The following is a 23,410-nucleotide window of genomic DNA, read 5'->3' as shown; positions in this document are numbered from 1 at the left end:
ATTCTAAATAAGAAGTGTGGAAAAGGCAGGAGCTCACTCCCGCCCTTATGGTAGATACCGCTTGGGGCTCGTCCGACTATCGGGCCGTGTCGCTACACACGCCTGGATTCGCGAACGTTGGATGTTAATCGTCTTTCTTGGCTAAAGCCGCCTTAAGAGCATCCCCGAGACTCGACCCTAAATCTTCTTGCTTGCTGTACTGTTTGACGAGCTTCTGCTGCTGATGCTTGGCGACTTTCCCCGTACTTTCTCCCAGCACTTCGACGACATTGCACGGGAGACACTGGACATATTTTCCCGCTTTGCCGGTTTTCAGCTCCATCTTCTTATGACACTGAGGGCAGCGGCGGTTAACGAGCTGCTTCTCCGCAGAGCGGCGGTATTCGCATTCGCGGTTTGCGCACACGAGCATTTTGCCTCGCTTGCTTTTCCGCTCCATTAACCTTTCTCCACATTCGGGACACCGGCTATTCGTCAGGTTGTGAGGCTTGTATTCTGTTTGGCTCGTTCTTACGCCGGTTACAAGCTGCTTCGTCATGTCGCGGATTCCGCTGAGAAACGTTTCGGTGCGGCCCCGGCCCCGGGCGATATCTTCAAGCTCCTGCTCCCACTTAGCCGTCAGCTCGGGAGAACGCAGCTCCTCGGCAATCAGCTCGATCAGTTGGGTGCCTTTGCCTGTCGGGTGGAGGAACCCGCCTTCGCGCTCGATCGTATCGGAGTTGACGAGCTTCTCGATAATTTCCGCCCGCGTTGCAGGCGTACCGAGATGGTGCTTCTCCATCTGCGTCAGGAGGGTAGCCTCCGTATGCCGCTTCGGCGGCTGGGTCCGGTGCGTGCCGACGCGGCAGCGGACTGCTCCGGCGCTATCCCCGGCGCTCAGCGCGGGAAGTTCCTGCAGATCCGCGCGGTCAGCGCCCTCTGTGCCGTCCTCCTCGTCGCCGTCTCCGGAGTCCACGGCGGTTCCCGGACCGTATACGCTCCGCCAGCCCGCATCCTTCACGACGCGGCCGGTCACGTGGAACGGCTCGCCGTCCGCTTCGACGACCATCGAGGTCGTCTCGTAACGGGCAGCCGGATAGAATAGCGCCAGAAAACGCCGGACGATGAGGTCGTACAGCTTTCTCTCGTCCGTTGAGAGAGCGGACAGATTCACATATTCGTCCGTCGGAATGATCGCATGGTGGTCCGACACTCTCGAATCGTCCACAATCCGCTTCGACACGGGCAACTGGCCCTTCATGAGGGGTTTCGCAAGCGGCGCGTACGGACCGACGGCAACGGACTGGAGCCGCTCCTTGAGCGTGCCCGTCATATCACTGGTGAGGTACCGCGAATCCGTCCGCGGGTACGTCACGAGCTTATGCTGCTCGTAGAGCCGCTGGAGCGTCGAAAGCGTATGCTTCGCCGAGAAGCCGAACCGGCGGTTCGCATCCCGCTGGAGCTCCGTCAAGTCGTACGCGAGCGGCTGAGGCTCCGTCTTCTCGGACTTCTTGACGGAGATGACTTTGCCGCTCTTGCCCGAGACGCGCTGCACGAGCGCGTCGACACGCTCGCGCTCGAAGAGGCGGCTCTCGCCGGAGCGCTGGCGCCACGTCCCGCGGAACGCGCCGAAATCCGCCTGCACGGTCCAGTATTCCACGGACCGGAAGCCCCGGATTTCTTGCTCGCGGTCCATGATCATCCCGAGCGTCGGGGTCTGGACGCGTCCGGCCGAAAGCTGCGCGTCGTACTTGCTCGTGAGCGCGCGGGTGATGTTCAGGCCGATCAGCCAATCGGCCTCCGCCCGGCAGACCGCCGACTGGAACAGGCGGTCGTACTGTTGGCCGGGCTTCAGGTTCGCGAAGCCTTCGCGGATCGCCTTGTCGGTCTGCGAGGAGATCCACAACCGCTGAAACGGCTTGTTCCACCGGATCATTTCCATGATCCACCGGGCGACAAGCTCGCCTTCGCGGGCGGAGTCCGTCGCGATGATCAGCTCCGCCAAATCTTTGCGCTTCGCCAGATCCGCAATGGCGCGGAACTGGTGGGACGTTTCCTTCAGCACTTTAAGCTTCATGCGGCCCGGAATAATCGGCAGATCTTCCAGGTTCCACTTCTGATAACGGGTATCATAATCTTCGGGCTCCGCAAGGCCGACAAGATGACCGAGCGCCCAGGTCACCACATGTCCCGGACCTTCGTAATACGATTTATGCTTTTGACCGCATCCGAGCACACGGGCGATTTCTTTTGCCACGCTCGGTTTTTCGGCCAGTACAAGTGATTTGCTCATCGAATTCTCCTTTTAATAAACCGGTAACGGGCCGGAAAGCCTGATTAGGGGCTTACCCGTACCGTTCCGCTCGTTTCCTTCTTCTATTGTAAAAACGTTTCCGGCGCCGCGTCAACCACGGACGCCCTTCGGAGCTTTTTCCACGGTCCGCGCAAACGGAAAAAACCCGCCGGGCCCAGGCGGGTCTTCATCTTTACGGTTAGAAAGATCAGGGAGGCTAAACATTCCCTTGCAGCTCTTCCCCCGATTCGCGGTCGAGCTGACTGAAACGGAGCAGCAGCAGGCCGGCCAGCACCGAAACGACGGCTCCGGCCGCGAAAGGAAGGCCGTGCTGGATGCCGAAGAGCGAAGTGCCCGTAATCGGTCCCGCGATGCGGCCCAGGCTGTCCATGGACGAGCTGAGGCCCGTTGTGACCCCTTGACCGTGCCGGGTGCGCTGGGTGAGCAGCGAGTTGATGCAAGGCCGGATCATCGCGTTGCCGGCGCTGAACACGGTCAGGGCCAGCGTGGCCGACCAGAAATCGGCGGAGCCGAGCACGAGCAGGAAACCGGCGGCCGAGGCGAACAATCCGCACAGAATGGCGAGCTTTTCCTTCTTTTTCTTGGCAATGACCCGAACGAGCCCGCCCTGTACCAGCGCATCGGCAAATCCGCTGAACATAAACATCAGGCCGATCTGCAGCGGCGTGACGTCGAAACGGGAGATCTGGAAGTACTGGAAAGTCGCTTCCAGACCCGCGAGCGAGAAAGTGACGAAGAAAGTCATCATATACAGATAACCGAGCTTTCCGCGGAGCAGAGACCAACGGGACGGCTTGTCCCCCTGGTGCTGTCCCCTGTTATCCGGCAGCGATTCTTTAAGCTTCATGAATCCCGCGCAGAAAATTCCCGCGGATAGAAGCGCAGCTCCCCAGAACGGGAGTGACAAACTGACCACGCTTAAGGTTCCCCCGATCGCCGGACCGAAAATAAAGCCCAGTCCGATCGACATTCCGACGAATCCCATCGATTTCGTCCGTTCCTCATGGGTCGTAATATCCGCGACATAAGCGAGCGCGACCCCGCTCAGCGCTCCCGAGCAGATGCCGCCCAAAATGCGGGACAAATAGAGGAGCGGCAGATTCGTTCCCGCCAGCGCAAGCAGGATGAAGGAAATCATAAAGCCGAAAATTCCGGTCAGCAGAACGGGTCTGCGGCCGATTTTATCCGATAGGCCTCCCCATAAAGGAGAGACCAGGAAGGACATGACGGAGTAAATGGAGAGGACCCATCCCAGATGCGTCTCTCCTTTCGGTATCCCGTGCAGCAGCTCGGGCAGGACGGGGATAATTAATCCGAATCCGAGATAGACTGTAAACATCAGCAGCATGATGAACACGACACGTTTGTTCATACGATCGGCCCCTTTGGAAGTACTTGTACCTGTGTAAGAATTACGCTTTCTTAACTTGCGCTTTTTTCATCTGCTGGTGCTTCTTCGTATTTGTCAGCTTGTGGAAAATAAGAATCTGCCACGCGTTGCAGGCGAGCAGAACGAGCGAGACGTACAGCAGCGAAGTCAAATCGTTGATGCTGAATGCCGGGAGCATCTCCAGGCAGGTGACCACGATCATAAAGAACAGCGTCGGAATTCTGGCCGAAGCATTGGTCAGCTTCACTTTCACTTGCGAAACGATCAAACCCGCCACAGCGATCAAGACCGGAGTACCGGCATACATCGCCAGGCTTTCCTTGCCTTCCGCAAAGCTTTGATAACGCAGGAAAAACAAGTTGGCGATAGCCATGACGATAAAGAACAGTTGAAGACCCGACCAGGCGCCTTTACGGTTCCGGAGAATTCCGATCATGTAGTAATTCGTCATCAGGTAGGCGAAATACCCGACTACGCTGATCATACACATGGTAAGTGTCGCCATAATAATCATGGAAAATTCACTGGCGCCGCTCACCGCGACATCCATGGACACAAAGTCCGGGAAAACAGCCTTGCCGATTCCCCAGACGGCAATACCGAGAACAAGCCCGCCCAACATCGTAGACCAGAACAGAAACAGCATCGGTTTTAACATGATTTCTCTCCTTAACCGGATACACGGACAAAACCGTCCCCCATTCACGCAGGGACGGTTCTACCGCTTTTTCGTTTACTTAAAATATTCCGTAGCCGAGAAGCACGACGATCAGGATCAGAACCGCCCAGACGACAAAAAGAATCTTCGTGGACGATTCCTTGCCTTGTCCTCTTTTCATACGGCCGAGAATCATTTCCATCAATCCGATCACAACGATGGCGATAATTCCCTTCACCACGTACTTGACCGGGAAGCCATAGCCGATCAGCATGCCGATTCCGGAAACCAGCATAATCAGATAAAACAGTCTGAGAAGCATAGGAGTAATTTTCTGCCGGTAAAAAATGGCGCTTACCACAAACAGGATGACGATGAATGCCCACGATCCCGCATGCGATTGGTGAAAAATGTTTAAAAGCTTGTCTGACATGTCGATTCCTCCATGTTCATATATGTATTCCTTGTAGACGCAGCAACGCCCTTATCATATCAAGCCGTCCGTGGGTTTACAAGGTCTCGGGGACAATAACCCGTTCAATAAGACACTAGTGTCGGAAAGTGTTCACAAAACTTTAACCGGTTAAAAGGCCGAAAAAAACCCTTGCGAAACCGGCGCGTGTCCCTGCCCTACGCAAGGAACCCGCCGGAACGCAAGGACCTGGGATTTTTAAAAGTTTATTTCAATACGACCGGCTTGCCCGCCTGCGCCGACTCGTACGCGGCCAGGCCGACGGCCGCCGCTTTAAGCCCGTCTTCGCCGGTAACCGGTACCGGCTTGCCGCCGAGCAGGGCATCGACGAATCCTCTGATCATATATTCGTCCATGTTGTCTCCCCAGTAACTCCACTGGGCCTTGCCGGTCACATCGCTGAAAACCTCGTTCTTCTGCGCGAAGGAATCGACGGAAATGACCCCTTTCGTGCCGGTGATTTCCATTGTTACATCGCCCCAGGTCGGGAACGATTTGCTGCGGGACCAGCTCGGATCCAGCACGGCAAAGACGCCGTTCTCGAACCTCACGTGCACCATGCCGGCGTCGTCGATATCGAGTTCGTGGAAGCGGGTATCCGCATAAGCGAACACTTCACGGACGTCGCTGCCCAGGAACCACCGCATCAAATCCATCACATGGACGGTATGGTCGAATACGGCCCCGCCGCCGGAGAGCTTTTTGTCCACAAACCATCCGCCCGGCATGCTGCCGCGGTTGGTTCCTTTAATGGCGATAATCTCGCCGATTTCCCCGCGGTCGACGGCTTCCTTGGCCTGCACCACAGCCGGTATGTAGCGGCACGGAAACGCTGTCATCAGCTGCACGTCATGGTCCCGGCACACTGCGATCATCTCCTCCATCTCCGCCGTGGAGATGCCGAGCGGCTTCTCGCACAGGATGTGCTTCCCGGCTTTGGCGGAAGCGATCGTAAGTTCCGCGTGGCGGGAATTCTCGGAACAGATCACAACGGCATCTAGGCCGGTTTTCAGCAGTTCCTCCGCATCGCTGTAGTACGGGATTCCATAGGTGTCCGTTATTTGGGCCACACGGTCCTTGTCTTCATCGGCAATCCCGGCAACCTCGACCTCCGGCATGGCGTTCAGTGCGTTAAAATACGAAAACGCATGACTGTGGGCGAAGCTGATCATTCCGATTTTAAGCTTACTCATGCGCTGCGCCTCCTTTTACCGGCAGTCTGACAGGCTGTCCCGTACGTGCGGATTCGAGCGCCGCCAGCACGATTTCCAGGGCCCGGAGCGCGTCTTCCGCCGAAACGAGAGGTTCCTTATCCTCGCGGATACAGGCAAGGAAATGCTCCAGCTCGTAGTAGTAAGGGTCTTGGTAAGACGGGCTCTTCGGCACCTGTACCCCGCGTGCGCCGGCCGGTGCCGCCCCGCTTCTCATCAGCTTCAAAGAATTCGATTCCCCGCTGTTCAGCCGGATGATGCCGGCCTTTCCTGCGAATTCGGCGGCTGTCGCAAAAGCGCCCGGATAGCCCCAGTGGCCTTCAAGGTTCGCGATGGCGCCGCCTGCAAACCGCAGGGTCACGAGAGCGTAATCCTGCTCTTCGCTGCGCCGGTTGAGGGCGAATACTTCTTGCACTTCGCCGTACGCCCAACGGGCAAAGTCGATATCGTGAATCATCATGTCCATGATGACGCCGTGACTTTTGTCAAAATCGTTGTACCAGTCCTTGGCGGTTCCCGGATGCGAGCCTACCCGCCTTAGATGAGCCACTCCCGGTTCTCCGGACACGCCGGCATCCAGCTTGCGTTTGAGATCCGCATATTCCGGGAAGAAACGGACTACATGGCCGATGAACAGACGCACACCTTTCTTTTGACAGTAGGCGATCATTTCTTCGGCATCTTCCAGCGTCAGCGCAATCGGTTTTTCGCAAATTACGTGCTTGCCCAGATCGGCCGCTTTCATGACGTATTCCTTGTGCAGGTAGGTAGGCAGAGCAATACTGACCACGTCGATGTCCGCCTCCGCCATCATGTCCTCGAAAGAAAAGTACGCTTTCGTCTGCACTTGTCCGGCCAGTTCCCGAGCCGTTTCCCGGTCGAGATCGCACACTCCGGTTAATTCGACTCCCGGCAGCAGATGATAATCCGTTCCGTGAACGGTCCCCATTGTTCCGCAGCCAACTACGGCGACTTTCATGCTTGTTCTCCTCTCCCTGAAGCAAAATCTGTGCGGTACACAGCTTCCTTCATTATATAGGATGTGGGGAAGCCATAAAATGTCTGTATGTTAAGCAGACATTAATTTTCTAACCTACTTGCTTGACTTCGGAGGCAGGCGGGGTATGACGGGGTCTGTCGAACCGGAACAGTCTCTCCCCCGGATGCGTAAGACCTTGCAGCCGGTTCACAATCATTTCGGCGCCCAGCACAGAGTATACCGTTCCGTTCCCGCCGTATACGAGCGAGAACATGCTGTTCGGAAATCCGTCCTGCACTCCGATCAGTGGATACCCGTCATGCGTTTCACCGAAAACCGCCGCCCACGAAAATTCCGCGCGAAGGTCAAGCTCCGGAAACAAGGCTTTCGCTTTGTCCAGCAAAATATCCGTCTTGACCGCAAGGCGGTTAATCCGTTCTTCTTCGGGAAGCATGTCTTCGTCTTCCCCTCCCACAATAATCCTTCCGTCCACGGTCGTTCGCATATACAGATAAGGGCGGGCGGTCTCCCAAATCATGCACTCCTTGTACCATCCGGGAAATTCGCGCACCGGTTGAGTAGCAATCGCGTAGGAGGTGAGCAGCTTGGCATTGCGGTTGCGTTTCATTTCCTGGGTTTCGTATCCCGTCGAATAAACCGCATACTTCGCCTGTATCCGCCGCCTTTCTTTCGTATAAAAGACCGTGCCGTTCGGCGTTTCCAGACGTGAATCGATTTCGGTCCGGGCATATACTCTCATTCCCCTTGCGGCCGATACCTCGATAAGGCCGTTAACGCAGGCGTACGGATTGATGGCCGCATCCCCGGACGCGAGGATAGCCCCGGGTTTTGTGAAAGAGAATTTATCCGCTATGCCGCTTGGCTGCAAATACTCGACTTCAAATCCGTATTTGTTCAGCGTCCGGTATTCTTCCTCCAGCATCGGCACATCCGCTTCGGTGGAAGCCATATAAAGCGATTCCCGCCGCTGAAACTGGGCGTCGATCCCTTCCTCTTCGCAGATCCGCCCCAGGGTGCGGACCGCTTCCTCGCACAGCTTGTAGAAGGCCACGCCGTTCTCCTCCCCGTAGGTGTGAATGCAGCTCGTTAACGTTTTGTCGTTGAAAAATTGAATGATGCCGGTATTCGCCATCGTGCTGCCGCCTGCTATTTCCCTTGAATCCACAAGGACGGTATCGAATCCCGCATTCGTAAGCATGTAAGCGCTCATGGCCCCGGACATTCCGCTGCCGATGACCAGAACTTCGCATTCTATATCTTCCTCCAACCGGGGAACTTGCTTTTTTCCGCTACTTGTATGAGGCCAGAGGGGATTTCCTGTAATCAGATCCATTGTTTCACGGCTCCTTAGTCGTCTGTGTATTCTACCGTTCACTACCCCTTTCCGGAAAAGTTCTAACTGGAAACCCATTCCTGCTTGCTTTTGTACTAAATAAGCCAAAAAGCCCGCCCCGTATTTCACGAAGCGGACTTTGTCGAATATAGGAGGGGAAGAGGCCGTAAAATATCTGTATTTATTAAAAAAAGATTAAGTTTGGGGCGGCCGGGGCCGCACCCGCTCTTTAGCTAATGTCCGATCCGTTTCGATCAAAACGGAATAACGATTCACCGGGATGAGGGCGGCCTTTTGCAAGACTGGCAATGATCTCGGCCCCCAGTACCGAGTATACGATCCCATTCCCTCCGTACCCCAGGGAAAACAGGCTGTTCGGAAAACCCGGCTGGGTTCCGATCATAGGATAACCGTCGTGAGTCGCCCCGAAGATACCCGCCCATGCGTATTCCGCCTGAAGATCCAGATGTGGAAAAAGTTCCTTCGCTTTATGCAGCAAAACGTCTTTCTTTACCGTCAGGCGCTTGGCTCGCTCTTCTTCTGTCATCATCGGCTCATCCTCTCCCCCAATTATAATCCTTCCGTCTCCGGTTGTACGCAAATACAGGTAAGGGCGGGCCGTCTCCCAAATCATGCATTCCTTATGCCAGCCCGTTATTTCTTGAAGGGGCTTTGTCACGAGAGCGTAGGTGGTAAGCAGCTTCGCATTGGGATTTTTTCTTATCTCCTGGGATTCGTGTCCGGTGGAGTAGACGGCGCAGCGGGCACGGATGCGGCGGCGGTCCCGGGTCGTGAACACGATTCCGTCCTTTGTATCCACACGGGAAATGATTTCGGTTCGTGTATATACCTTCATCCCCTTGGCTGCCAAGGCCGCTATCAAGCCGTGTACAAGGGCATAAGGATTAATGGCGGCCCCTTCGGCGGTCAGAATGGCTCCGGGTTTTGTAAACGAGAACTTCTTCGCGATCTGATCCGGCGTTAAATATTCGACTTGAAAACCGTATTTCATCAGGTTCCGGTATTCCTTCAGCAGCAAGGGCACATCCTTCTCATCCGAAGCCAGGTATAGCGAATCCCGCTTCCTGAAGTGGATGTCCAGCTTCTCTTCGCGGCAGATCCCGCCAAGGGTCCGGACCGCTTCCCCGCACAAGTTGTAAAAAGCGACGCCGTTTTCTTCTCCGAACGTATGAATGCAGCTGGTCAAGGTTTTATCGTTGAACACATGCACAATTCCCGTGTTGACTGCCGTACTCCCCCCGGCGATATCCCGGCTGTCTACCAGCACCGGAGTGAATCCCTCCTGGACTAACCTATAAGCGGCCAGCGCACCGGACATTCCCCCTCCGATGATTAGAATCTCGCATTCGGTATCGTTTTCGAGTTTCGGATACCGGGCGGTTTCCGGCTGAACATGCGGCCAGTACGGTTCTCCTGAAATGAGATTCATACGATCAGGCCTCCTTCCTTTTGAAATCGGCGTATTCGCGAGTGCCGTGGCTTCCGTGGCGGGTATCGATCTGAAAGCGGCTATACCGTTATCATGCCCATTTTGGGAAACCTCTACCTTTAAAACGGCCTTTTTTACGCTTGCGGCGCGACAAAAAAACCGCCTGACGCAGCATCTGCGTCAGACGGCCTTCCTCCGTTCTTACCAGGTTACAAAAGGGATGGAGCCCGGCGTATCCCCGCCCATCATCTGGGCGACCGGTATCGTATAGGCGACAAGGATCAGTACGGCGGTCACGCCGAGCCAGAGTCCCCAGCGCTCGAACAGCTTCGGAGTCGGCTCCGATGCGTCGCGCACTTCGCCGAGCGGATATTCCGTCTCCCCTTTAGGCGAACGCATAAGCGCGATGACGTTATAGATCATCAGGAGCACGGCTACGAAAAGAATCATGCCGCCGACCGCCATCGCAACGTGGTACGGCATCCACAGCACCGTGTCGGGATGATTGTCGTACGTCGTATACGCGGTTCGGCGAGGCGAGCCGAGCAGGCCGACGGTGTGCATGGAACCCGACATGAAGAACATGCCGACGCACCAGAGAATCGTCTGCCAAATCCCCAGCTTGTGCAGCCTTTGCGTCAGCTGCCGGCCCGTGATCGCCGGGATCAGCCAGTACGTAATGCCGAAGAAAGTAAGGGCCACGCTAGTCGCGACGGTCAGGTGAAAGTGCCCCGTAACCCAGAGGGTATTGTGTACGACCTGGTTCATCTGGTTGCTGGCGTTAATGATCCCGCCCGCTCCCGCCGGGATGAAGACCAGCATGCCCATAAACGGAGCGAAGAAGCGGACGTCTTTCCAGGGGAGGAACTTGAACCAGCCGAACAGGCCCTTGGCCCCTTTTTCCCTGCCCGTCGTTTCAAAGGTAGCGAACAGCGAGAACGCCGTCATCAACGAAGGCACGATGACCATGAAAGTCAATATAACCTGGAGAAACTTCCAGAACGAGCTGATTCCGGGTTCCGTCAGTTGATGGTGGAATCCGACCGGAATCGAGAACAGCAGGAACAGGATAAACGAAAGCCGGGCCAGCGCATCGCTGAATATTTTACCGCCGATGACTTTCGGAATAATCGTATACCAGCAAATATAGGCGGGCAGAAGCCAGAAATAAACGAGCGGATGACCGAAATACCAGAATAAGGTACGGCTCAGCAGGACGTTTACGGTGTCGACCCAGCCGAACGACCAAGGAATCAGCTGAAGCAGAATCTCCGCCGCCACCCCGATGGTCGCGACCTGCCAGAGCAGCATCGTAATGACCGCCATGAAGGAAAACAGCGGCGAAAGCTGCCCTTTATGAGTCCGCTTCCAGTAGCGGTAATTGATGAAGATACCGAAGCCGCTCATCCAGCTGCCGACGACAACCATCGTCAAAGCGATATAGAAATAAGGCGACGCTTTAAGGGGAGCATAGAACGTGTACAGCACGGACGCTTTATTGAGCAGGATAAAAACCGTCCCCAGCGCCGTTCCGCCCGCCATCAGGCCGAATCCGAGCCAGGCGAGACGCCGCGGCAGCGGCAGCAGCTCGCCTCCGAGCGTTTTGGAAATACCGGAATACAAGAATCCGATAATGAAAAAGGTCGTAAAAATGAGCGCCATGAGTACGCCGTGTGCCGTCAGCAGCTGATAATAGCCGATACCGGCGGGCAGCTTGACCATGCCTCCGCGGACCAGCCCCTGCAGCACTCCGGCGATACCTCCGAGAAGAAGAGCACCGAAAGCGAATAGAATGTGAGCGAGAACGAGCTTGCTGTCTTTCGGACTAAAGGAAACGGCGGCTTGCCGAGCCGGTTGCGTTTCGGTTCCGTTCATACATAACGACTTCCTTTCTGCCGGTGGGTTTAGTTAACGACTATCGTCGTTTTCATCCATTCGTGGGCTCCGCCGCAGTATTCGTTGCAGAGCACGAGGTAAGAACCCGGCTTGTCGAACTTATACGTAAGATGGTTCACTTCACCCGGAAGCACCATCATGTTTACATTTGTGCCCGGGATTTCGAACCCGTGGACTACGTCCTTGCTTGTGATCATAAAATGCACGGTCGCTCCCGCGGGAATTTCCATCTTGTCGGGCTTGTAGCCGAAGGCGAAGGCGGTCATCACGGCTTCGTATTCGTTCTCCCCGACTTTCTTGAGGCCCGGATGATCGAAAGGCGGCGTCAAATCGACCTTCGCCGGATCAATCGTGTGCGCATGGCCGGTCGGCGGGTTCATTCCCATCGCAAACGCGGATACGCCGATCACGGACAGAAAAACGATCAGCATGGAGATGCCGAAAACGATCCAGATTTTCTCCAAACGATGAATATGCATGTAATATCCCCTCTTTTTTTCCGATTCGCGGAACTTTTTGCGCATTTGCCCCGTTATCTTCTTATAAGGTACAGAGCAAATACGCCGAACCAGGTAATCAGAATAAACGCGCCCAGAATCATAACCGATGCGAAAGCGCCTTTCAGCTCCGGCTCCTTCTCGTTCGCCCCGCTTTGCGGAGCGGGCTTAATGTCCTGCTTTTCCTTGGCTGGCGCCAGCTTTGTCATAGCGGCATCCCCCTTTGTCAATGAAGCTTTTCATGGTTTCATCTTACCTTCGGCATGAGCAGCCACATGTGATAGAAATCACAAAATCTTTATCAAATTGTAACGATTTTGTTACAAGGTTTTAGGTATCGAGGCCTGGTTCTACATGGTATAATGGCATAGCAAATCATATGTAAAATGTTTGTAAATTGAATGAACAGGAGATCTGTGATGCAGAAAGGTATTCATTTTATAGCGCGTCGGCTGCACTTATTCGTTTGGCCCCTGCTGCTCGTTGTCTTCATTGAGTTTTTAAATCGGGGAGGAGTAACGGCCGCCCTATCCTGGGTCAAGCACAGTCCGGGGGAAATGGCGCTGAACTATTTGCTGACCTTCTGCCTGTTCCTTGTTTTTACCGCTTTGACCGGCCGTAGCCGCATCGCGTTCTGGATCGTAGCCGCTTTCATGCTGATCTGCGGTCTAATTAGCGGAATTAAATTCAAAATTCTCGGCGTGCCTCTTCTGCCCTGGGATTTGTTTCTCAGCAGCGAGACAACCGATATCGTCCAATACTTGAACGGTTTGTTCGATAAAACGATCGTAATCGGCATAATCGTCTTCCTTGTGGCCAGCGTCGCCCTACTCTATTTCGTTCCCTGGACCCACTCCCGCTTCCGCTGGAAAGAGAACATCGTTCTCGGCGTCCTTGGCGTGGCGCTCGCATGCGTCGTCTATTTCGACAAGCCGCTGCCGATCAAATCCGCCCTTCATATTTCCACCATTCCCTGGAACCAGGCCGATAACTATCATGTCAACGGGTTTATGCTATCCAGCGTCATGAATATCGAGCAGATCATTATCGATGCTCCCCAGGGCTACAGCCAGGCGAATATGGACACCTTCGTGAAACGGGTCGAACGCCGTACAAACATAGATCCGAATGTAAAACCTAACATTATCGTCATTCTCGGCGAAGCTTTCTGGGACCCTACCCGGATGAAGAACGTAACGTTCAGCGAAGATCCGGTCCCGTTCATCCACCATCTTCAGCAGAACTATTCGAGCGGTTATATGCTGTCGCCCCAGTTCGGCGGCGGAACCGCCAATGTCGAATTCGAGGTGCTCTCGGGCAATTCGATCCGGTTCCTGCCGGAAGGCGCCATTGCCTATAACCAGTACATGAACAGACGCGTCGATTCACTGGCCAGCATTTTAGCGCGGCAAGGGTATCAGACGGCGGCCGTCAACCCGTTCCATAACTGGTTTTTCAACAGCCGCAACGTGTACCAGAACTTCGGGTTCTCCAAATTCATCTCCCAGGAGTATTTCGAGCCCGAGTACAACGGCCCTTATCTGACCGACAAAGCGGTGATGAACAAAATCATCGAGCAGGTCGACAGCACGTCGGGTCCTGACTTCGTATTCGCGAACACGATGGAGAATCACGCACCGTTTACGCCGGATAAATTCAAACAGAACACCATCAAAGCGAGCGGCAATTTCCCCGAGGAAACGAAGGGCATGATCGAGACACTCGCCCAGGGCGTTCATAACACGGATGCCGCGCTCAAAATGCTCGTGGAGCATTACGAGAAGAAAGGCGAGCCGACGATCATTATGCTGTTCGGCGACCATCTTCCGGCCATGGGCAATAACTTCCAGGCTTACAAAGATACCGGATACTTGAAAGACGATGACGATTCCGCAGCCGTGCTTGACAAAATGTACACTCTGCCGGTCGTCGTCTGGGATAATTACCTGCCCAAGCATCAGGATAAGCTCGACATGAGCGCTTCCTTCCTCGGGCCTTATCTCTTGAATCTGGCGCAGCGCGAAGGAACGCCGTATACGGACTACCTGTTCTCCTTGTCCAAAAAGTTCCCGATGATCCCGCCCCGGAATCATTACGACCGGATGAAGCTGACCGAACAGGATGTCACGGAGTACCGGATGCTGCAGTACGACGTTCTGTTCGGGGAGCAGTACAGCTTTAACGGCTTCCGCGATAAAATCATTAATCCGAAATACACACTCGGCTTCGGTGAGATGACGATCGACAATGTGTCGCCGCTTCATCAAAGTACGGCCGGAGGCGGCAGCGGAGAATCTTCCGTTGAAATCAGCGGCAAGAACTTTGCTCCGGGCTGTGTCGTCTATTTGAACGACAAGGCTTTGAAGACGACGTACGAGAGCCGCCAATCGCTTGCCGCCATCGTACCGAAAGATGCTGTCGAACCCGGAAAACCGGTAAGCCTGCAGGTAAAAGTGATCGATTCCAAAAACCTGCCGATCCAAACGACACCGGTCAAACAAGTGAATGAACTGAAATAACGGCAACAAAAAAAGACTTGGCCGTGCGCTTCCCGAAGGAAACGTACGGAACCAAGTCTTTTTTGTTGCGCCCGAAAATCGTCTAAGAAGGGACGACCCCGCTCAGTACCCGGCATCTGCCGGGAGCGTCGGTGCGGAACTTTTCCACGTTGCCGTTGTCCGCTACGGTGACATAGACCGTTCGGCCGTCCGGTCCGCCGAAGGTCAGATTGGAACAGTTTTTGCCGTGCAGAACGACTTCCTGAAGAATTTTGCCCTGAGGGGAAATCTTCAGGACCGTTCCTTTCCCGAAACGGGTGCTGTACAGATTGCCCTGCGAATCACAACGCATGCCGTCCAGTCCGAAGTCGGGAAATTCGATTAGCAGACGTTTGTTGGAAATCGCGCCCGCTTCGGTCAGATCGTATACCCAGATCCGGCGCTGAACGGATTCGTTCACATACAGCCTTTTCCCGTCCGGTGAAACTTCGATCCCGTTGGCTGTCCCCATTCCGCTCTCCAGAAGCGTCACATTGCCCGGGGTCACCCGCCAAATCTTCCCCGTGCTGTTGCTCCAGTTCGGATCGCTTGCAAAAACAATATCGTTAGCCGAGATCGCAATATCGTTCGGCTGGTTCATTCCGGGTCCGTGCGCCCAGACCGAAACGGCTTTGGTCTTCATATCTACTTTCAGCACGTTGTGGTTCGCATAATCGGCAACCAGCATCTCTCCGGCCCTCGTAAAACGGATCCCGTTGCCGATGCTGCCGTTCGGAAGCTCCACGAACACGCTGCTTTCACCTGCCGGCGTTACTTTGCCGATGGTACCTTCTCTCGCATAGTTAACGGCATACAAATTCCCTTTGGCATCGCAGGCCGGACCTTCGATTCCTCCCGTAAAACCGTGCGGAGGCGTAAATACTCTGCTTGTGAACAATTTCTCCAAGTCTGATCTCTCCTTTTTATCAACTCCACCAATTAAAGGATATCGTACCTAGCCGAATCAGCGCTCGGCTTTTTTACGAGATCGGGAACCGCCTACAAACTTAAATCGCTGACAGCTGGCGGATAACCAGGCCTGCAGCCCCGATGGCGAGGGCTTCCTCTCCAAAGCTTCCTTTGCTGAATAGCACCTGATAGTCGGGGTAATAATAAGTTTTCTTTATCGCGGTCTGTGTGGCGGTATAGAAGAATAGATCATTCGTCGAAATAAGCGGTCCTCCGAGCACGACCTTCTCCGGATGCAGCATATTGAGCAGGTTGGCCAGCCCGATGCCGAAATACACGGCGGCCTGTGTGATGACTTCAACCGCCAGCGGGTCCCGGCTGTGAAGAGCCTGAATAATCTCTCGGAACGTAAGGGCATCCGGACTGCCAAGCGAGGATAACACACTGGGCCGTCCCTGCTTGAGCTTCGAACGGATTTCGCGCTCGACGGCATAAATGGACGCGTAAGACTCCAGTGCCCCGTAATTCCCCTCTGGGGACCGGGGGGCGACGCCATCCGTCTGGATGATCATCTGCCCGAGCGAGCCTTCCATGTCGACTGCCCCGTAGATGAGCTTCCCCTCGCTGAGCATGGACGAGCGGAGGCCGACGCCAAGGTGTACATACAGCATATGACGGAAGGAGCGTTTCTGTCTGGACCAAGATTCCGCGAGAAGCGCCGTATTCGCTCCGTTATCGAGGAGCACGGGCAGCCCGAGCCTCTCCTCCAGCATGCTCTTCACGGGCACGCCTTGCCAGCCTGGCGTCGGGAAATAACGCGGATTCAGAATAACGCCTTCCTCGCGGTCTACAGGGCCTACGGCTCCGACACCCATGCCTAGCACGTGTCCGGCAGAAAAGCCTCTGCGCTGCAGCATGGCTTCCGCTTCGTCGGCGACGGACGCCAGAAGCACATCCGGCGTCAGCCCCTCCTTCATTTCCCACGTTCTCGATTCAAGCACCTTCATCTGCATGTCGGTCAGGACGAGACGGGAAAGGGTACGGGAAATATCAACGCCGAATACACAGCCGTAATCCGCCTGAATCCGGTAAAGAACCGGTCTGCGTCCGCCCGTGGACGGGCCGTGCCCGGATTCGGCGATCAAGCCCTGCGCGCAAAGCTCGTCCAGAAGCCGGGTAAGTGTGCTTACGGTCAAGCCGCTTTCTTCCAGCAGCTCGATCTTGGAGACCGTTCCGCCTTGACGGATCAGCTCGAACAACTCTTTTTGTTTGCGGTTTCCGATACGCTCGGAAATCGGACTGTTAACCATATATCGCTACACCCACTAACGCACTAAGTAGAATAACGGACAACGGATGCATCCGGTAACGGGTAAGCCCCAGCAGCGCCAGCAGGAAAATGGCCGCCGAAACGCCGGTCTTCCAGGTCCACCATTCCGCCCGGAAATAGGTGATGCCAAAGCGCAGAGCCGCCACCACGACCAGCGCGGCCACGACGGGACGCAGCCCGTAAAAGACGGTTTTGACGGTGCGGTGCGTCCGGATGGCATAGAAGAAACGCGCAACGGCCGCGATCAGAACGACCGACGGGAACACCATGCCCAGCACGGCCGCAGCCGCTCCGGGCAGGCCCATCGTCATTTTGCCGATATAAATCGCGCAGTTCGTCGCCAGCGGCCCCGGCGCCATGCCGGAAATCGCCACGGCCTCGGAAAACTGCTCCGGCGTCAGCCATCCCTGCAGCTCGACCTCGTGCTGAATGGCCGGAATCATCGCGAATCCGCCCCCGAAGGAGAGAATGCCGATTTTCAGGAACGTCCAGAAAAGGGTGATCAGCATCTTGACTCTCCCCCCTTATATACCTTCGCCGAAATAACATTCGAGCTCGGGATAACGGGGAACGGCCGGGTCAGCGGACCGCTCCCGTCTCCGTTTTTTAGGCTCTAAGCGAACGGCGAAGCCGAAATGTCCTTTTGCCAGCACCAGCACACAGCCGGCGGTGACGCCAAGCAGCATGACGAGCAGAGGGTGGATTCCCGTCAGAAGCAGAGCCGCGATTGAACCTGCGAAGACAGACAGCGAGGCGCCGTCGAATACCGAAGAGCGCAGCAGCTTCAATCCCGCGTAAGCGATCAGGGCCAGAACCGCCATCTGAATGCCTTCCATTGCCGCAATAACTTTAGGATACTGCCTGAACGCGGAAAAGCCAATAGCGAGTACAAGCACCAGCAAGAAGGTAGGCAGCATCATGCCGAAAACGGCGGCAATCATGCCGGGAACGCTTCCGAGCTTGTAACCGATAAAGGCAGCCGCGTTCACGCCTACTCCGCCGGGAGCGACTCCCGAGACCGAGATCACTTCGCCGAATTCGTCCTCGTCGAGCCAGCGGCGGCGCCGCACGATCTCCCGTTCTAGAATAGGCAGCATGGCAAAGCCTCCGCCAAAGGAAACGGGCCCGATGCGGGCGAACGAACCGAATAATTGCAGCAGCAGTTTCAAACGGGCAGCGGAAAATTTCAAGAGAGTCATCTTCTTTCGTGTCTGAATAGGTGGATATCTTTATTTTAAACGACTTTCTTTCATTTTGGAATAAACTTATGCGTATTTCTCTGAATTTAGACGTATTTTTAATTATACAGGCGAATCAGCAAGAACTTTTTCTGTTATTTATATAAAAGTTGGGATTTTTAACGTCAACCCCCTCTCTTTATACACCTAAAATCCGATGCTTATAATAGGACTAAAATTCCAAATTTCGACAAAATATAAGCTTATCCGCCTATTTTCCTGTTTCACTCCACCTTTACCGGGTAAATAAAGTTAGTTTCTAACAACCCTTACATCATGCGCTCATTCCCCGTTTTGAGGAGTTGAGACAGAAGATGAATAACAGGAAGGAGGTTGTTTTAGTGAAAAAACACTTAACGGGAGTTCTGGCTCTTCTGCTTACGCTGACCGTGCTGCCTTTCCAGCATGCGTCCGCCAAAGAAGCGGAACCTTGGACCGATCAGACGCTGATCGCTCATGCGATGGGCGGAATTTCCGGTGAAACTCTCACTAACTCATATGAAGCTTTTCTGATTAATTACGAAAAAGGGCATCGCCTTTTCGAGGTCGATCTTAACTTGACATCGGACGGCCAGCTTGCGGCACGGCACGACTGGCTCCGTTATTTGTCCGACCGGCTGCAGCCGACTCTTCCCGATAATCTTAAAGACGGACCGATCACCTTGGCTGAATTCAAACGCCACAAAATTTTGAACAAATATACGCCTCTCGACCTCGATTTGCTGCTTCAACTGCTGGAGCAGTATCCGGATGCTTACATCGTCACCGATACGAAAAGCGAAGACCCGGAAACCGTACAGAAGCAGTTCCAGCTTATCGTTCAAAAAGCGAAAGAGGTAGATCCGGCGCTTCTGGACCGCATTGTTCCGGAATTGTATGAAATCGACATGATCAACCAAGTGAAAAAAATTTACGATTTTCCAAACTACTTATTCTCCATCTACATGACCAGCTACTCCGAAAAAGAAATCATCTCTCTGGCGAAAAAAAATAACATCAAAGCGGTAGCGATGCCGGTAGAACGGGCTACCTCCACGATGATTGGCGGACTAAGCGACTTAGGCGTTCCCGTCTATGTCCATACGGTGAATGAGCTGAAGGAAGTAAACAAGCTGAAAAAAATCGGCGTGCATGGCTTCTACACCGACTTTCTGACTTACCGTGAGGTTTCGCCGAATTCGGCGGCCGCTAAAACACAAGAGACTACGGCCGTCAAAACGGCTTCGACAGATCCGGCGGACAACCCGTCCGGCAAAGTGGTACAAGCAGGCGAGAAACCGGCTGCCGAGGCCCCTAAAGCGACACTTATGCAAAAGCTCGCTTCGCTCGTAATTCAGGTTTTCGAAAAATAGACAAAAAAACGGGTCCGCTCATGCAGCGGCCCGTTTTTTTGCGGCCCGGCAAACCGTGCCTCCGGTATTCTCATCGGCCCTCGCTCTCTATGTCCCCTTTCCCCGGTAGACGTTCTCGCATCATACGCCAGTCGAGCGGACAGCCCCACTCCCTCGTGTCCGCCGGCCATCTCCCGATACTCCGGGTACTTCGTCTGCTTCAGTCAGGTTTCCGCAAGGTACTTCCGGGCCATTCGATACATAGCCTTATCCGGTCCTATAACCGCCCGGCATTAAGAATGCCCAACAACCGCTTGTATCGCTTCCGCTCTACCCCCGGGTACGCAAAGAAACCGGATCGCTAGAATCCGGTTTCTTCCTATAAGAACGGAGCATTTCTCCGTCTCTTTCTTGTGAATAGGCCTGCTTAGACGCGGCGATCGGCGTCCGCAGGAGCGTCATCACGGTAGCTGCTGGACCAGCGGTGGTATTCGTCCTCCGCGGCATCCTTCGTATGTCCGTAACGCTCTTGAAGCTTGCCTACAAGTTTATCTTTCTCGCCATTGATAACATCCATATCGTCGTCTGTGAGTTTTCCCCACTGTTTTTGCGCTTCCCCTTTGAGCTGTTTCCATTTCCCTTTAAATACGTTGTTGTCCATGGTATCTCATCTCCTTAGAGGGTTATTTGTTATCTCTACATCCTTTACTTACCCTCTCAGGTGTTTGATGAAACCCATACTGATGAAACCCATACTGTTGCCGGAAACGGCCCGACATCAAAAGAGCCGACTCTCTTGGAATCCAAGCAGCTGTCGGCTATCTTTATTACAACACACTTCCTCCCGCCGCGGCAGGGGGAAATTTTTACAGAAGGGGATACATATGTACACTGAAAGGGGACGCTTCGTTATCCCTTTGCGAGAACGTCAGTCCGTTAACCGTCCACTGCTCTCGCCTGCCTGAGTCGTAGTCCCTTCCCCCAAGTTCCATTCGGAATAAAAACGCACCAGATACCGCTCCATAAACTCATGCCGCTCTTCGGCCAGCTGCCTTCCGGTTTCCGTATTCATCAAATGTTTAAGCTTAAGAAGCTTCTCGTAAAAATGGTTGATCGCGGTGCTTTTACCTTCGCGGTATTGTTCCGCCGTCATTTCCGACCGCGGTTCGAGCTGCGGATCATAGATAAGGCTTCCCCGCGCCCCAGCGTAAACGAACGCCCGTGCTATGCCTATGGCTCCGATCGCATCGAGCCGGTCGGCATCCTGGACGATCCTGCCCTCCAGTGTGCTCATCTTTGTGCCGGTACCGCCCTGAAAGGACAAGGTTCCGATGATGCCCAGGATATGCCGGGCCGCTTCATCCGGCACCCCGTTGTCCGCCAGCCACTCGGCGACTTTCGCGGTTTCCTTCTTCTTGTCGTCCACCAGCTTCTCGTCAATGAGATCATGCAATAAGGCAGCCATTTCGCACACAAACTCGTCGGCGTTCTCCTTCTTCGCGATAAGCTTCGCCATGCGCGTTACCCGGTGAATATGCCACCAGTCGTGTCCTGTCGGTTCGTTCTTCAGCTTTTCCCCTGCCAGTTGATACGCTTTCTCCAAAACAGTCTGTAGTTCCATAGCATACAATCCTTTTTAAATGATAATTGTGGAAAGAACGCCTCGATTTTGCCCCGGTTTGTTACTGATTTGCAGCGGATCTGATCTCCGGACAAAAAAAAGTGTACTCCCCGGAATTGCGAGAGTACCAGAACGTGTGGAGTGTGAAATTGAAGCTGACCCGTGCCTTTATTACACCATAAATAGACAAAGTTCATAAGGGATAAATTCGGCGAATAAAGGGCACAATTATCTACTCTTTGCTTGGATTTGCCTTTTCTTAGAAAAAATACCGCATACGGCTCCAGCCTGCATGCGGTATTGGGGCTTTTTACGGCGCCTATTAAGAAATCGCGCGGAACAATTCCTTCACATCTTCAATGCGGGTCAAGCCGGTTGCGGAATCGATAATCGACGTGTACACGTGAGGAATAATGATTTCCGCTCCGTTTTCCGCACAAACTTCCACGACTTTGCCGATGGTATCGATGTCGATGCCGCCGGTCGGTTCGAAAATTTTGATTCCCTGCGCGACGGAAGCTTTCACCATAGCCGCCAGCTCGTCAAGATGCTTCGTTCCGCCGATCGGATAGAACTTGACGGAGTGAATACCGATTTCAGCCAGCATAGCCGCTGCCGCTTCGCAAGAAATCGTGTCGTTTTCAAAAGAAGCGCTGGTCGGTCCCGTTGCGATTCTGACCTGACCGGCCGTTCCGCTTGGCGTAATCAAGGCGTTCACGAGCGTATCTTCGCCGCCCACCGCGCGCATAGCGCCGAGGGTGTAGCCCGCCGCCGGGAACACTTGGTTCACGTGAGCCGGTTTGGTACGGACGGAAACGTCCACAACCTTGCTCCACATAGCCGGATCGCCGGCGCCAAGACCTACGGAAACCGGTACGCCTGCGGCTTGAAACTCTTCTACGGTTTTAACGGCTTCGTCCACGGACGGGAAGTTCTTAACCATCAGGCCTACATACACACGGCCTTCCGCTGCTTCTACGATCTGCTTGGCGTTTTCAGCCGTTTTTGCTAATAGGTTTAATTTAATCGTCGGTTGTGCCATTTCGTTCTCTCCATCTCCTTTATCTTTAAGGGGGTTTTGAAAGACTAGGCTTGCAGGATTTCCTTGATTCTCTGAGCGATTACTCGCTCCTGGCCTTCCAGCAGAGGACGCGGGTCCACGCTGATGATTCCGAGGTTGGAGTAATGATTGCGCGTGTAAACGGCCGGGCTGCCGGATTCGAGCTCTTTGATGAGCTCATAGGCGGTTTTGCCTGCCGCTTTCGCGTCGATGGTGAGCTGCGCGCGGTAGATGGCGCGTCCGGCTTCGTCCTGAGTGATAGCACCCTTCACGCCGGGAACGTCTTTCAGCTCCGCGATGAGCCATTCCATGCGCTCACGCTGCTGCTGGGACTCGTCCGGACGGTTGTCGTAACGGCGGAGCGCGGTCAGGAGGCCGATGATGCCCTCCTTGCCGATCTTCATCGGACGGCCGACGCCTTTGTACTGCGCCCGGCAGGCGACCATCAGGTCCGCGCGTCCGCAGATAAAGCCGGACGTCGGGCCTTCAAGCGCTTTGCCGCCGCTGTACACGACGATCTCCACGCCCATCGCGATGTACTTGCGGAAGTCTTCTTCGGCAGCCGCGTCCACGATAAGCGGAATGCCTTTGTCCTTGGCGATCGCCGCCATCGTTTCGATGGACTGCATGCCCTTCTGCACCGCGTGGTGAGACTTCACATACAGCAGGGCGGCGGTTTTGTCCGTGACCGCTTCCGCGATGTGGTCTTTCTCCACGTGGTTGGCTTGGCCGACCTCGACGACCTTGCCGCCGCCGATGGCGATCATCTGCGGAATGGACGCTCCGAAATGGACGGAGTGGCCTTTCTGGATGACGATCTCGTTGCGGAGGCCGTCGGTGAGCGGAATACGCTCGATCAGCGACAGGCTCGTGCCGGCGATAACGGCCGCGACCGAGATCGCGATGCCGCCTGCCGCGCCCGTGGTCGGACAGCCGTCTTCGGCGCCCGTCACCTCGGCGATGACCTTGCCGGCCTGTACCATCAGCTCGCTGATGTCCACGTAGTCCATTGCCGCCTCGGCAACCGCCGCCGCCACATCTTTGTGAACGGCGCTGGCTCCCAGTGCGGTCATTTTGCCGCTTGCATTGATGACTTGCTTACAACCGTAACGCTCAAAAATACTCATGGTCTCTCTCCTCTATCCTTGATTTGAATCCATGGTATGAACATCTTGTCGTGCAGA

At 54.7% G+C, this 23,410-nt stretch carries 21 protein-coding genes; 2 read left to right on the top strand and 19 right to left on the bottom strand.

All coding sequences use genetic code 11. The features are described 5' to 3' along the window. Positions 1-124: 124 nt before the first annotated feature. From AC58P5_RS14750 to AC58P5_RS14700, 11 genes are all read right to left on the bottom strand, one after another. Entirely contained in the window at positions 125-2,272 is a 2,148-nt protein-coding gene (locus tag AC58P5_RS14750) for a DNA topoisomerase III (RefSeq protein WP_497387707.1), read from the bottom strand. Positions 2,273-2,489: 217 nt separating this feature from the next. Next, positions 2,490-3,665, bottom strand: a complete 1,176-nt coding sequence (locus AC58P5_RS14745) for an MFS transporter (RefSeq protein WP_497387705.1) — start codon at positions 3,663-3,665, stop codon at positions 2,490-2,492. Positions 3,666-3,705: 40 nt separating this feature from the next. Next, a complete protein-coding gene (locus tag AC58P5_RS14740) occupies positions 3,706-4,341 on the bottom strand; it encodes a KinB-signaling pathway activation protein (RefSeq protein WP_497387703.1) in 636 nt (211 codons plus the stop codon). A gap of 79 nt (positions 4,342-4,420) precedes the next feature. Next, positions 4,421-4,774 carry a DUF1516 family protein gene (locus AC58P5_RS14735; RefSeq protein ID WP_475716111.1) on the bottom strand — a complete coding sequence of 118 codons (354 nt, stop codon included), beginning with the start codon at positions 4,772-4,774 and terminating at the stop codon, positions 4,421-4,423. Positions 4,775-5,019: 245 nt separating this feature from the next. Further along, the gene (locus AC58P5_RS14730; protein ID WP_497387701.1) at positions 5,020-6,006 is read right to left on the bottom strand and encodes a Gfo/Idh/MocA family protein; all 987 of its coding nucleotides are present in this window, start codon (positions 6,004-6,006) and stop codon (positions 5,020-5,022) included. After that, positions 5,999-7,003: a Gfo/Idh/MocA family protein gene (locus tag AC58P5_RS14725; RefSeq protein ID WP_497387699.1), complete on the bottom strand. Its 1,005-nt coding sequence runs from the start codon at positions 7,001-7,003 to the stop codon at positions 5,999-6,001. Before AC58P5_RS14725 ends, AC58P5_RS14730 begins: the two co-directional genes overlap by 8 nt. Positions 7,004-7,112: 109 nt before the next feature. Next, a complete protein-coding gene (locus AC58P5_RS14720; RefSeq protein WP_497387697.1) occupies positions 7,113-8,357 on the bottom strand; it encodes an NAD(P)/FAD-dependent oxidoreductase in 1,245 nt (414 codons plus the stop codon). Positions 8,358-8,586: 229 nt separating this feature from the next. Then, positions 8,587-9,807 carry an NAD(P)/FAD-dependent oxidoreductase gene (locus AC58P5_RS14715; protein WP_497387695.1) on the bottom strand — a complete coding sequence of 407 codons (1,221 nt, stop codon included), beginning with the start codon at positions 9,805-9,807 and terminating at the stop codon, positions 8,587-8,589. Between the two features lie 201 nt (positions 9,808-10,008). After that, positions 10,009-11,682 (bottom strand): b(o/a)3-type cytochrome-c oxidase subunit 1, encoded by a 1,674-nt coding sequence (locus tag AC58P5_RS14710; RefSeq protein WP_497387693.1) that lies wholly within the window; start codon positions 11,680-11,682, stop codon positions 10,009-10,011. A gap of 29 nt (positions 11,683-11,711) precedes the next feature. After that, positions 11,712-12,182 carry a cytochrome c oxidase subunit II gene (locus tag AC58P5_RS14705; RefSeq protein ID WP_497387691.1) on the bottom strand — a complete coding sequence of 157 codons (471 nt, stop codon included), beginning with the start codon at positions 12,180-12,182 and terminating at the stop codon, positions 11,712-11,714. A gap of 53 nt (positions 12,183-12,235) precedes the next feature. Further along, entirely contained in the window at positions 12,236-12,409 is a 174-nt protein-coding gene (locus tag AC58P5_RS14700) for a cytochrome c oxidase subunit 2A (RefSeq protein WP_497387689.1), read from the bottom strand. Positions 12,410-12,619: 210 nt separating this feature from the next. Between AC58P5_RS14700 and AC58P5_RS14695 the strand changes: the two genes are divergently transcribed. Further along, positions 12,620-14,719, top strand: coding sequence for a sulfatase-like hydrolase/transferase (locus tag AC58P5_RS14695; protein ID WP_497387687.1), 2,100 nt, complete (start codon positions 12,620-12,622; stop codon positions 14,717-14,719). A gap of 82 nt (positions 14,720-14,801) precedes the next feature. On the opposite strand, the gene AC58P5_RS14690 is transcribed toward AC58P5_RS14695, so the two are convergent. The 4 genes from AC58P5_RS14690 to AC58P5_RS14675 form a co-directional block, all read right to left on the bottom strand. After that, the gene (locus AC58P5_RS14690; RefSeq protein ID WP_497387685.1) at positions 14,802-15,644 is read right to left on the bottom strand and encodes an SMP-30/gluconolactonase/LRE family protein; all 843 of its coding nucleotides are present in this window, start codon (positions 15,642-15,644) and stop codon (positions 14,802-14,804) included. A 100-nt stretch (positions 15,645-15,744) separates the two neighbouring features. Continuing rightward, positions 15,745-16,956, bottom strand: coding sequence for an ROK family transcriptional regulator (locus tag AC58P5_RS14685; protein ID WP_497387683.1), 1,212 nt, complete (start codon positions 16,954-16,956; stop codon positions 15,745-15,747). Then, positions 16,949-17,485, bottom strand: coding sequence for a chromate transporter (locus AC58P5_RS14680; RefSeq protein WP_497387681.1), 537 nt, complete (start codon positions 17,483-17,485; stop codon positions 16,949-16,951). Before AC58P5_RS14680 ends, AC58P5_RS14685 begins: the two co-directional genes overlap by 8 nt. A 15-nt stretch (positions 17,486-17,500) precedes the next feature. After that, on the bottom strand, positions 17,501-18,175 hold the full coding sequence (locus AC58P5_RS14675; RefSeq protein WP_497387679.1) for a chromate transporter: 675 nt from the start codon (positions 18,173-18,175) through the stop codon (positions 17,501-17,503). Between the two features lie 380 nt (positions 18,176-18,555). On the opposite strand from AC58P5_RS14675, the gene AC58P5_RS14670 reads away from it, so the two are divergent. After that, complete coding sequence (locus AC58P5_RS14670; protein WP_497387677.1) at positions 18,556-19,566, top strand: phosphatidylinositol-specific phospholipase C/glycerophosphodiester phosphodiesterase family protein; 1,011 nt, start codon at positions 18,556-18,558, stop codon at positions 19,564-19,566. A 406-nt stretch (positions 19,567-19,972) separates the two neighbouring features. Here the strand turns inward: AC58P5_RS14670 and AC58P5_RS14665 are convergent, their stop codons facing one another. The 4 genes from AC58P5_RS14665 to AC58P5_RS14650 form a co-directional block, all read right to left on the bottom strand. Then, entirely contained in the window at positions 19,973-20,206 is a 234-nt protein-coding gene (locus AC58P5_RS14665) for a CsbD family protein (protein WP_497387675.1), read from the bottom strand. A 267-nt stretch (positions 20,207-20,473) separates the two neighbouring features. Further along, complete coding sequence (locus AC58P5_RS14660) at positions 20,474-21,166, bottom strand: HD domain-containing protein (RefSeq protein WP_497387673.1); 693 nt, start codon at positions 21,164-21,166, stop codon at positions 20,474-20,476. A 322-nt stretch (positions 21,167-21,488) separates the two neighbouring features. After that, positions 21,489-22,208 (bottom strand): KDGP aldolase, encoded by a 720-nt coding sequence (locus AC58P5_RS14655; RefSeq protein WP_497387671.1) that lies wholly within the window; start codon positions 22,206-22,208, stop codon positions 21,489-21,491. A 44-nt stretch (positions 22,209-22,252) separates the two neighbouring features. After that, positions 22,253-23,353: a DgaE family pyridoxal phosphate-dependent ammonia lyase gene (locus tag AC58P5_RS14650; protein ID WP_218229724.1), complete on the bottom strand. Its 1,101-nt coding sequence runs from the start codon at positions 23,351-23,353 to the stop codon at positions 22,253-22,255. Between the last annotated feature and the right edge of the window lie 57 nt (positions 23,354-23,410).

The sequence above is a fragment of the Paenibacillus sp. JT31N7 genome, from assembly GCF_059692095.1.
The sequence above is the reverse complement of the archived record's forward strand: the minus strand, read 5'-3'. Positions and strand labels throughout refer to the sequence as shown.

Bases quoted from the DNA above. Each gene is read 5' to 3' on its own strand.
- AC58P5_RS14750 (WP_497387707.1), bottom strand. From the start codon at position 2,272: ATGAGCAAATCACTTGTACTGGCCGAAAAACCGAGCGTGGCAAAAGAA.
- AC58P5_RS14745 (WP_497387705.1), bottom strand. From the start codon at position 3,665: ATGAACAAACGTGTCGTGTTCATCATGCTGCTGATGTTTACAGTCTAT.
- AC58P5_RS14740 (WP_497387703.1), bottom strand. From the start codon at position 4,341: ATGTTAAAACCGATGCTGTTTCTGTTCTGGTCTACGATGTTGGGCGGG.
- AC58P5_RS14735 (WP_475716111.1), bottom strand. From the start codon at position 4,774: ATGTCAGACAAGCTTTTAAACATTTTTCACCAATCGCATGCGGGATCG.
- AC58P5_RS14730 (WP_497387701.1), bottom strand. From the start codon at position 6,006: ATGAGTAAGCTTAAAATCGGAATGATCAGCTTCGCCCACAGTCATGCG.
- AC58P5_RS14725 (WP_497387699.1), bottom strand. From the start codon at position 7,003: ATGAAAGTCGCCGTAGTTGGCTGCGGAACAATGGGGACCGTTCACGGA.
- AC58P5_RS14720 (WP_497387697.1), bottom strand. From the start codon at position 8,357: ATGGATCTGATTACAGGAAATCCCCTCTGGCCTCATACAAGTAGCGGA.
- AC58P5_RS14715 (WP_497387695.1), bottom strand. From the start codon at position 9,807: ATGAATCTCATTTCAGGAGAACCGTACTGGCCGCATGTTCAGCCGGAA.
- AC58P5_RS14710 (WP_497387693.1), bottom strand. From the start codon at position 11,682: ATGAACGGAACCGAAACGCAACCGGCTCGGCAAGCCGCCGTTTCCTTT.
- AC58P5_RS14705 (WP_497387691.1), bottom strand. From the start codon at position 12,182: ATGCATATTCATCGTTTGGAGAAAATCTGGATCGTTTTCGGCATCTCC.
- AC58P5_RS14700 (WP_497387689.1), bottom strand. From the start codon at position 12,409: ATGACAAAGCTGGCGCCAGCCAAGGAAAAGCAGGACATTAAGCCCGCT.
- AC58P5_RS14695 (WP_497387687.1), top strand. From the start codon at position 12,620: ATGCAGAAAGGTATTCATTTTATAGCGCGTCGGCTGCACTTATTCGTT.
- AC58P5_RS14685 (WP_497387683.1), bottom strand. From the start codon at position 16,956: ATGGTTAACAGTCCGATTTCCGAGCGTATCGGAAACCGCAAACAAAAA.
- AC58P5_RS14680 (WP_497387681.1), bottom strand. From the start codon at position 17,485: ATGCTGATCACCCTTTTCTGGACGTTCCTGAAAATCGGCATTCTCTCC.
- AC58P5_RS14675 (WP_497387679.1), bottom strand. From the start codon at position 18,175: ATGACTCTCTTGAAATTTTCCGCTGCCCGTTTGAAACTGCTGCTGCAA.
- AC58P5_RS14665 (WP_497387675.1), bottom strand. From the start codon at position 20,206: ATGGACAACAACGTATTTAAAGGGAAATGGAAACAGCTCAAAGGGGAA.
- AC58P5_RS14660 (WP_497387673.1), bottom strand. From the start codon at position 21,166: ATGGAACTACAGACTGTTTTGGAGAAAGCGTATCAACTGGCAGGGGAA.
- AC58P5_RS14655 (WP_497387671.1), bottom strand. From the start codon at position 22,208: ATGGCACAACCGACGATTAAATTAAACCTATTAGCAAAAACGGCTGAA.
- AC58P5_RS14650 (WP_218229724.1), bottom strand. From the start codon at position 23,353: ATGAGTATTTTTGAGCGTTACGGTTGTAAGCAAGTCATCAATGCAAGC.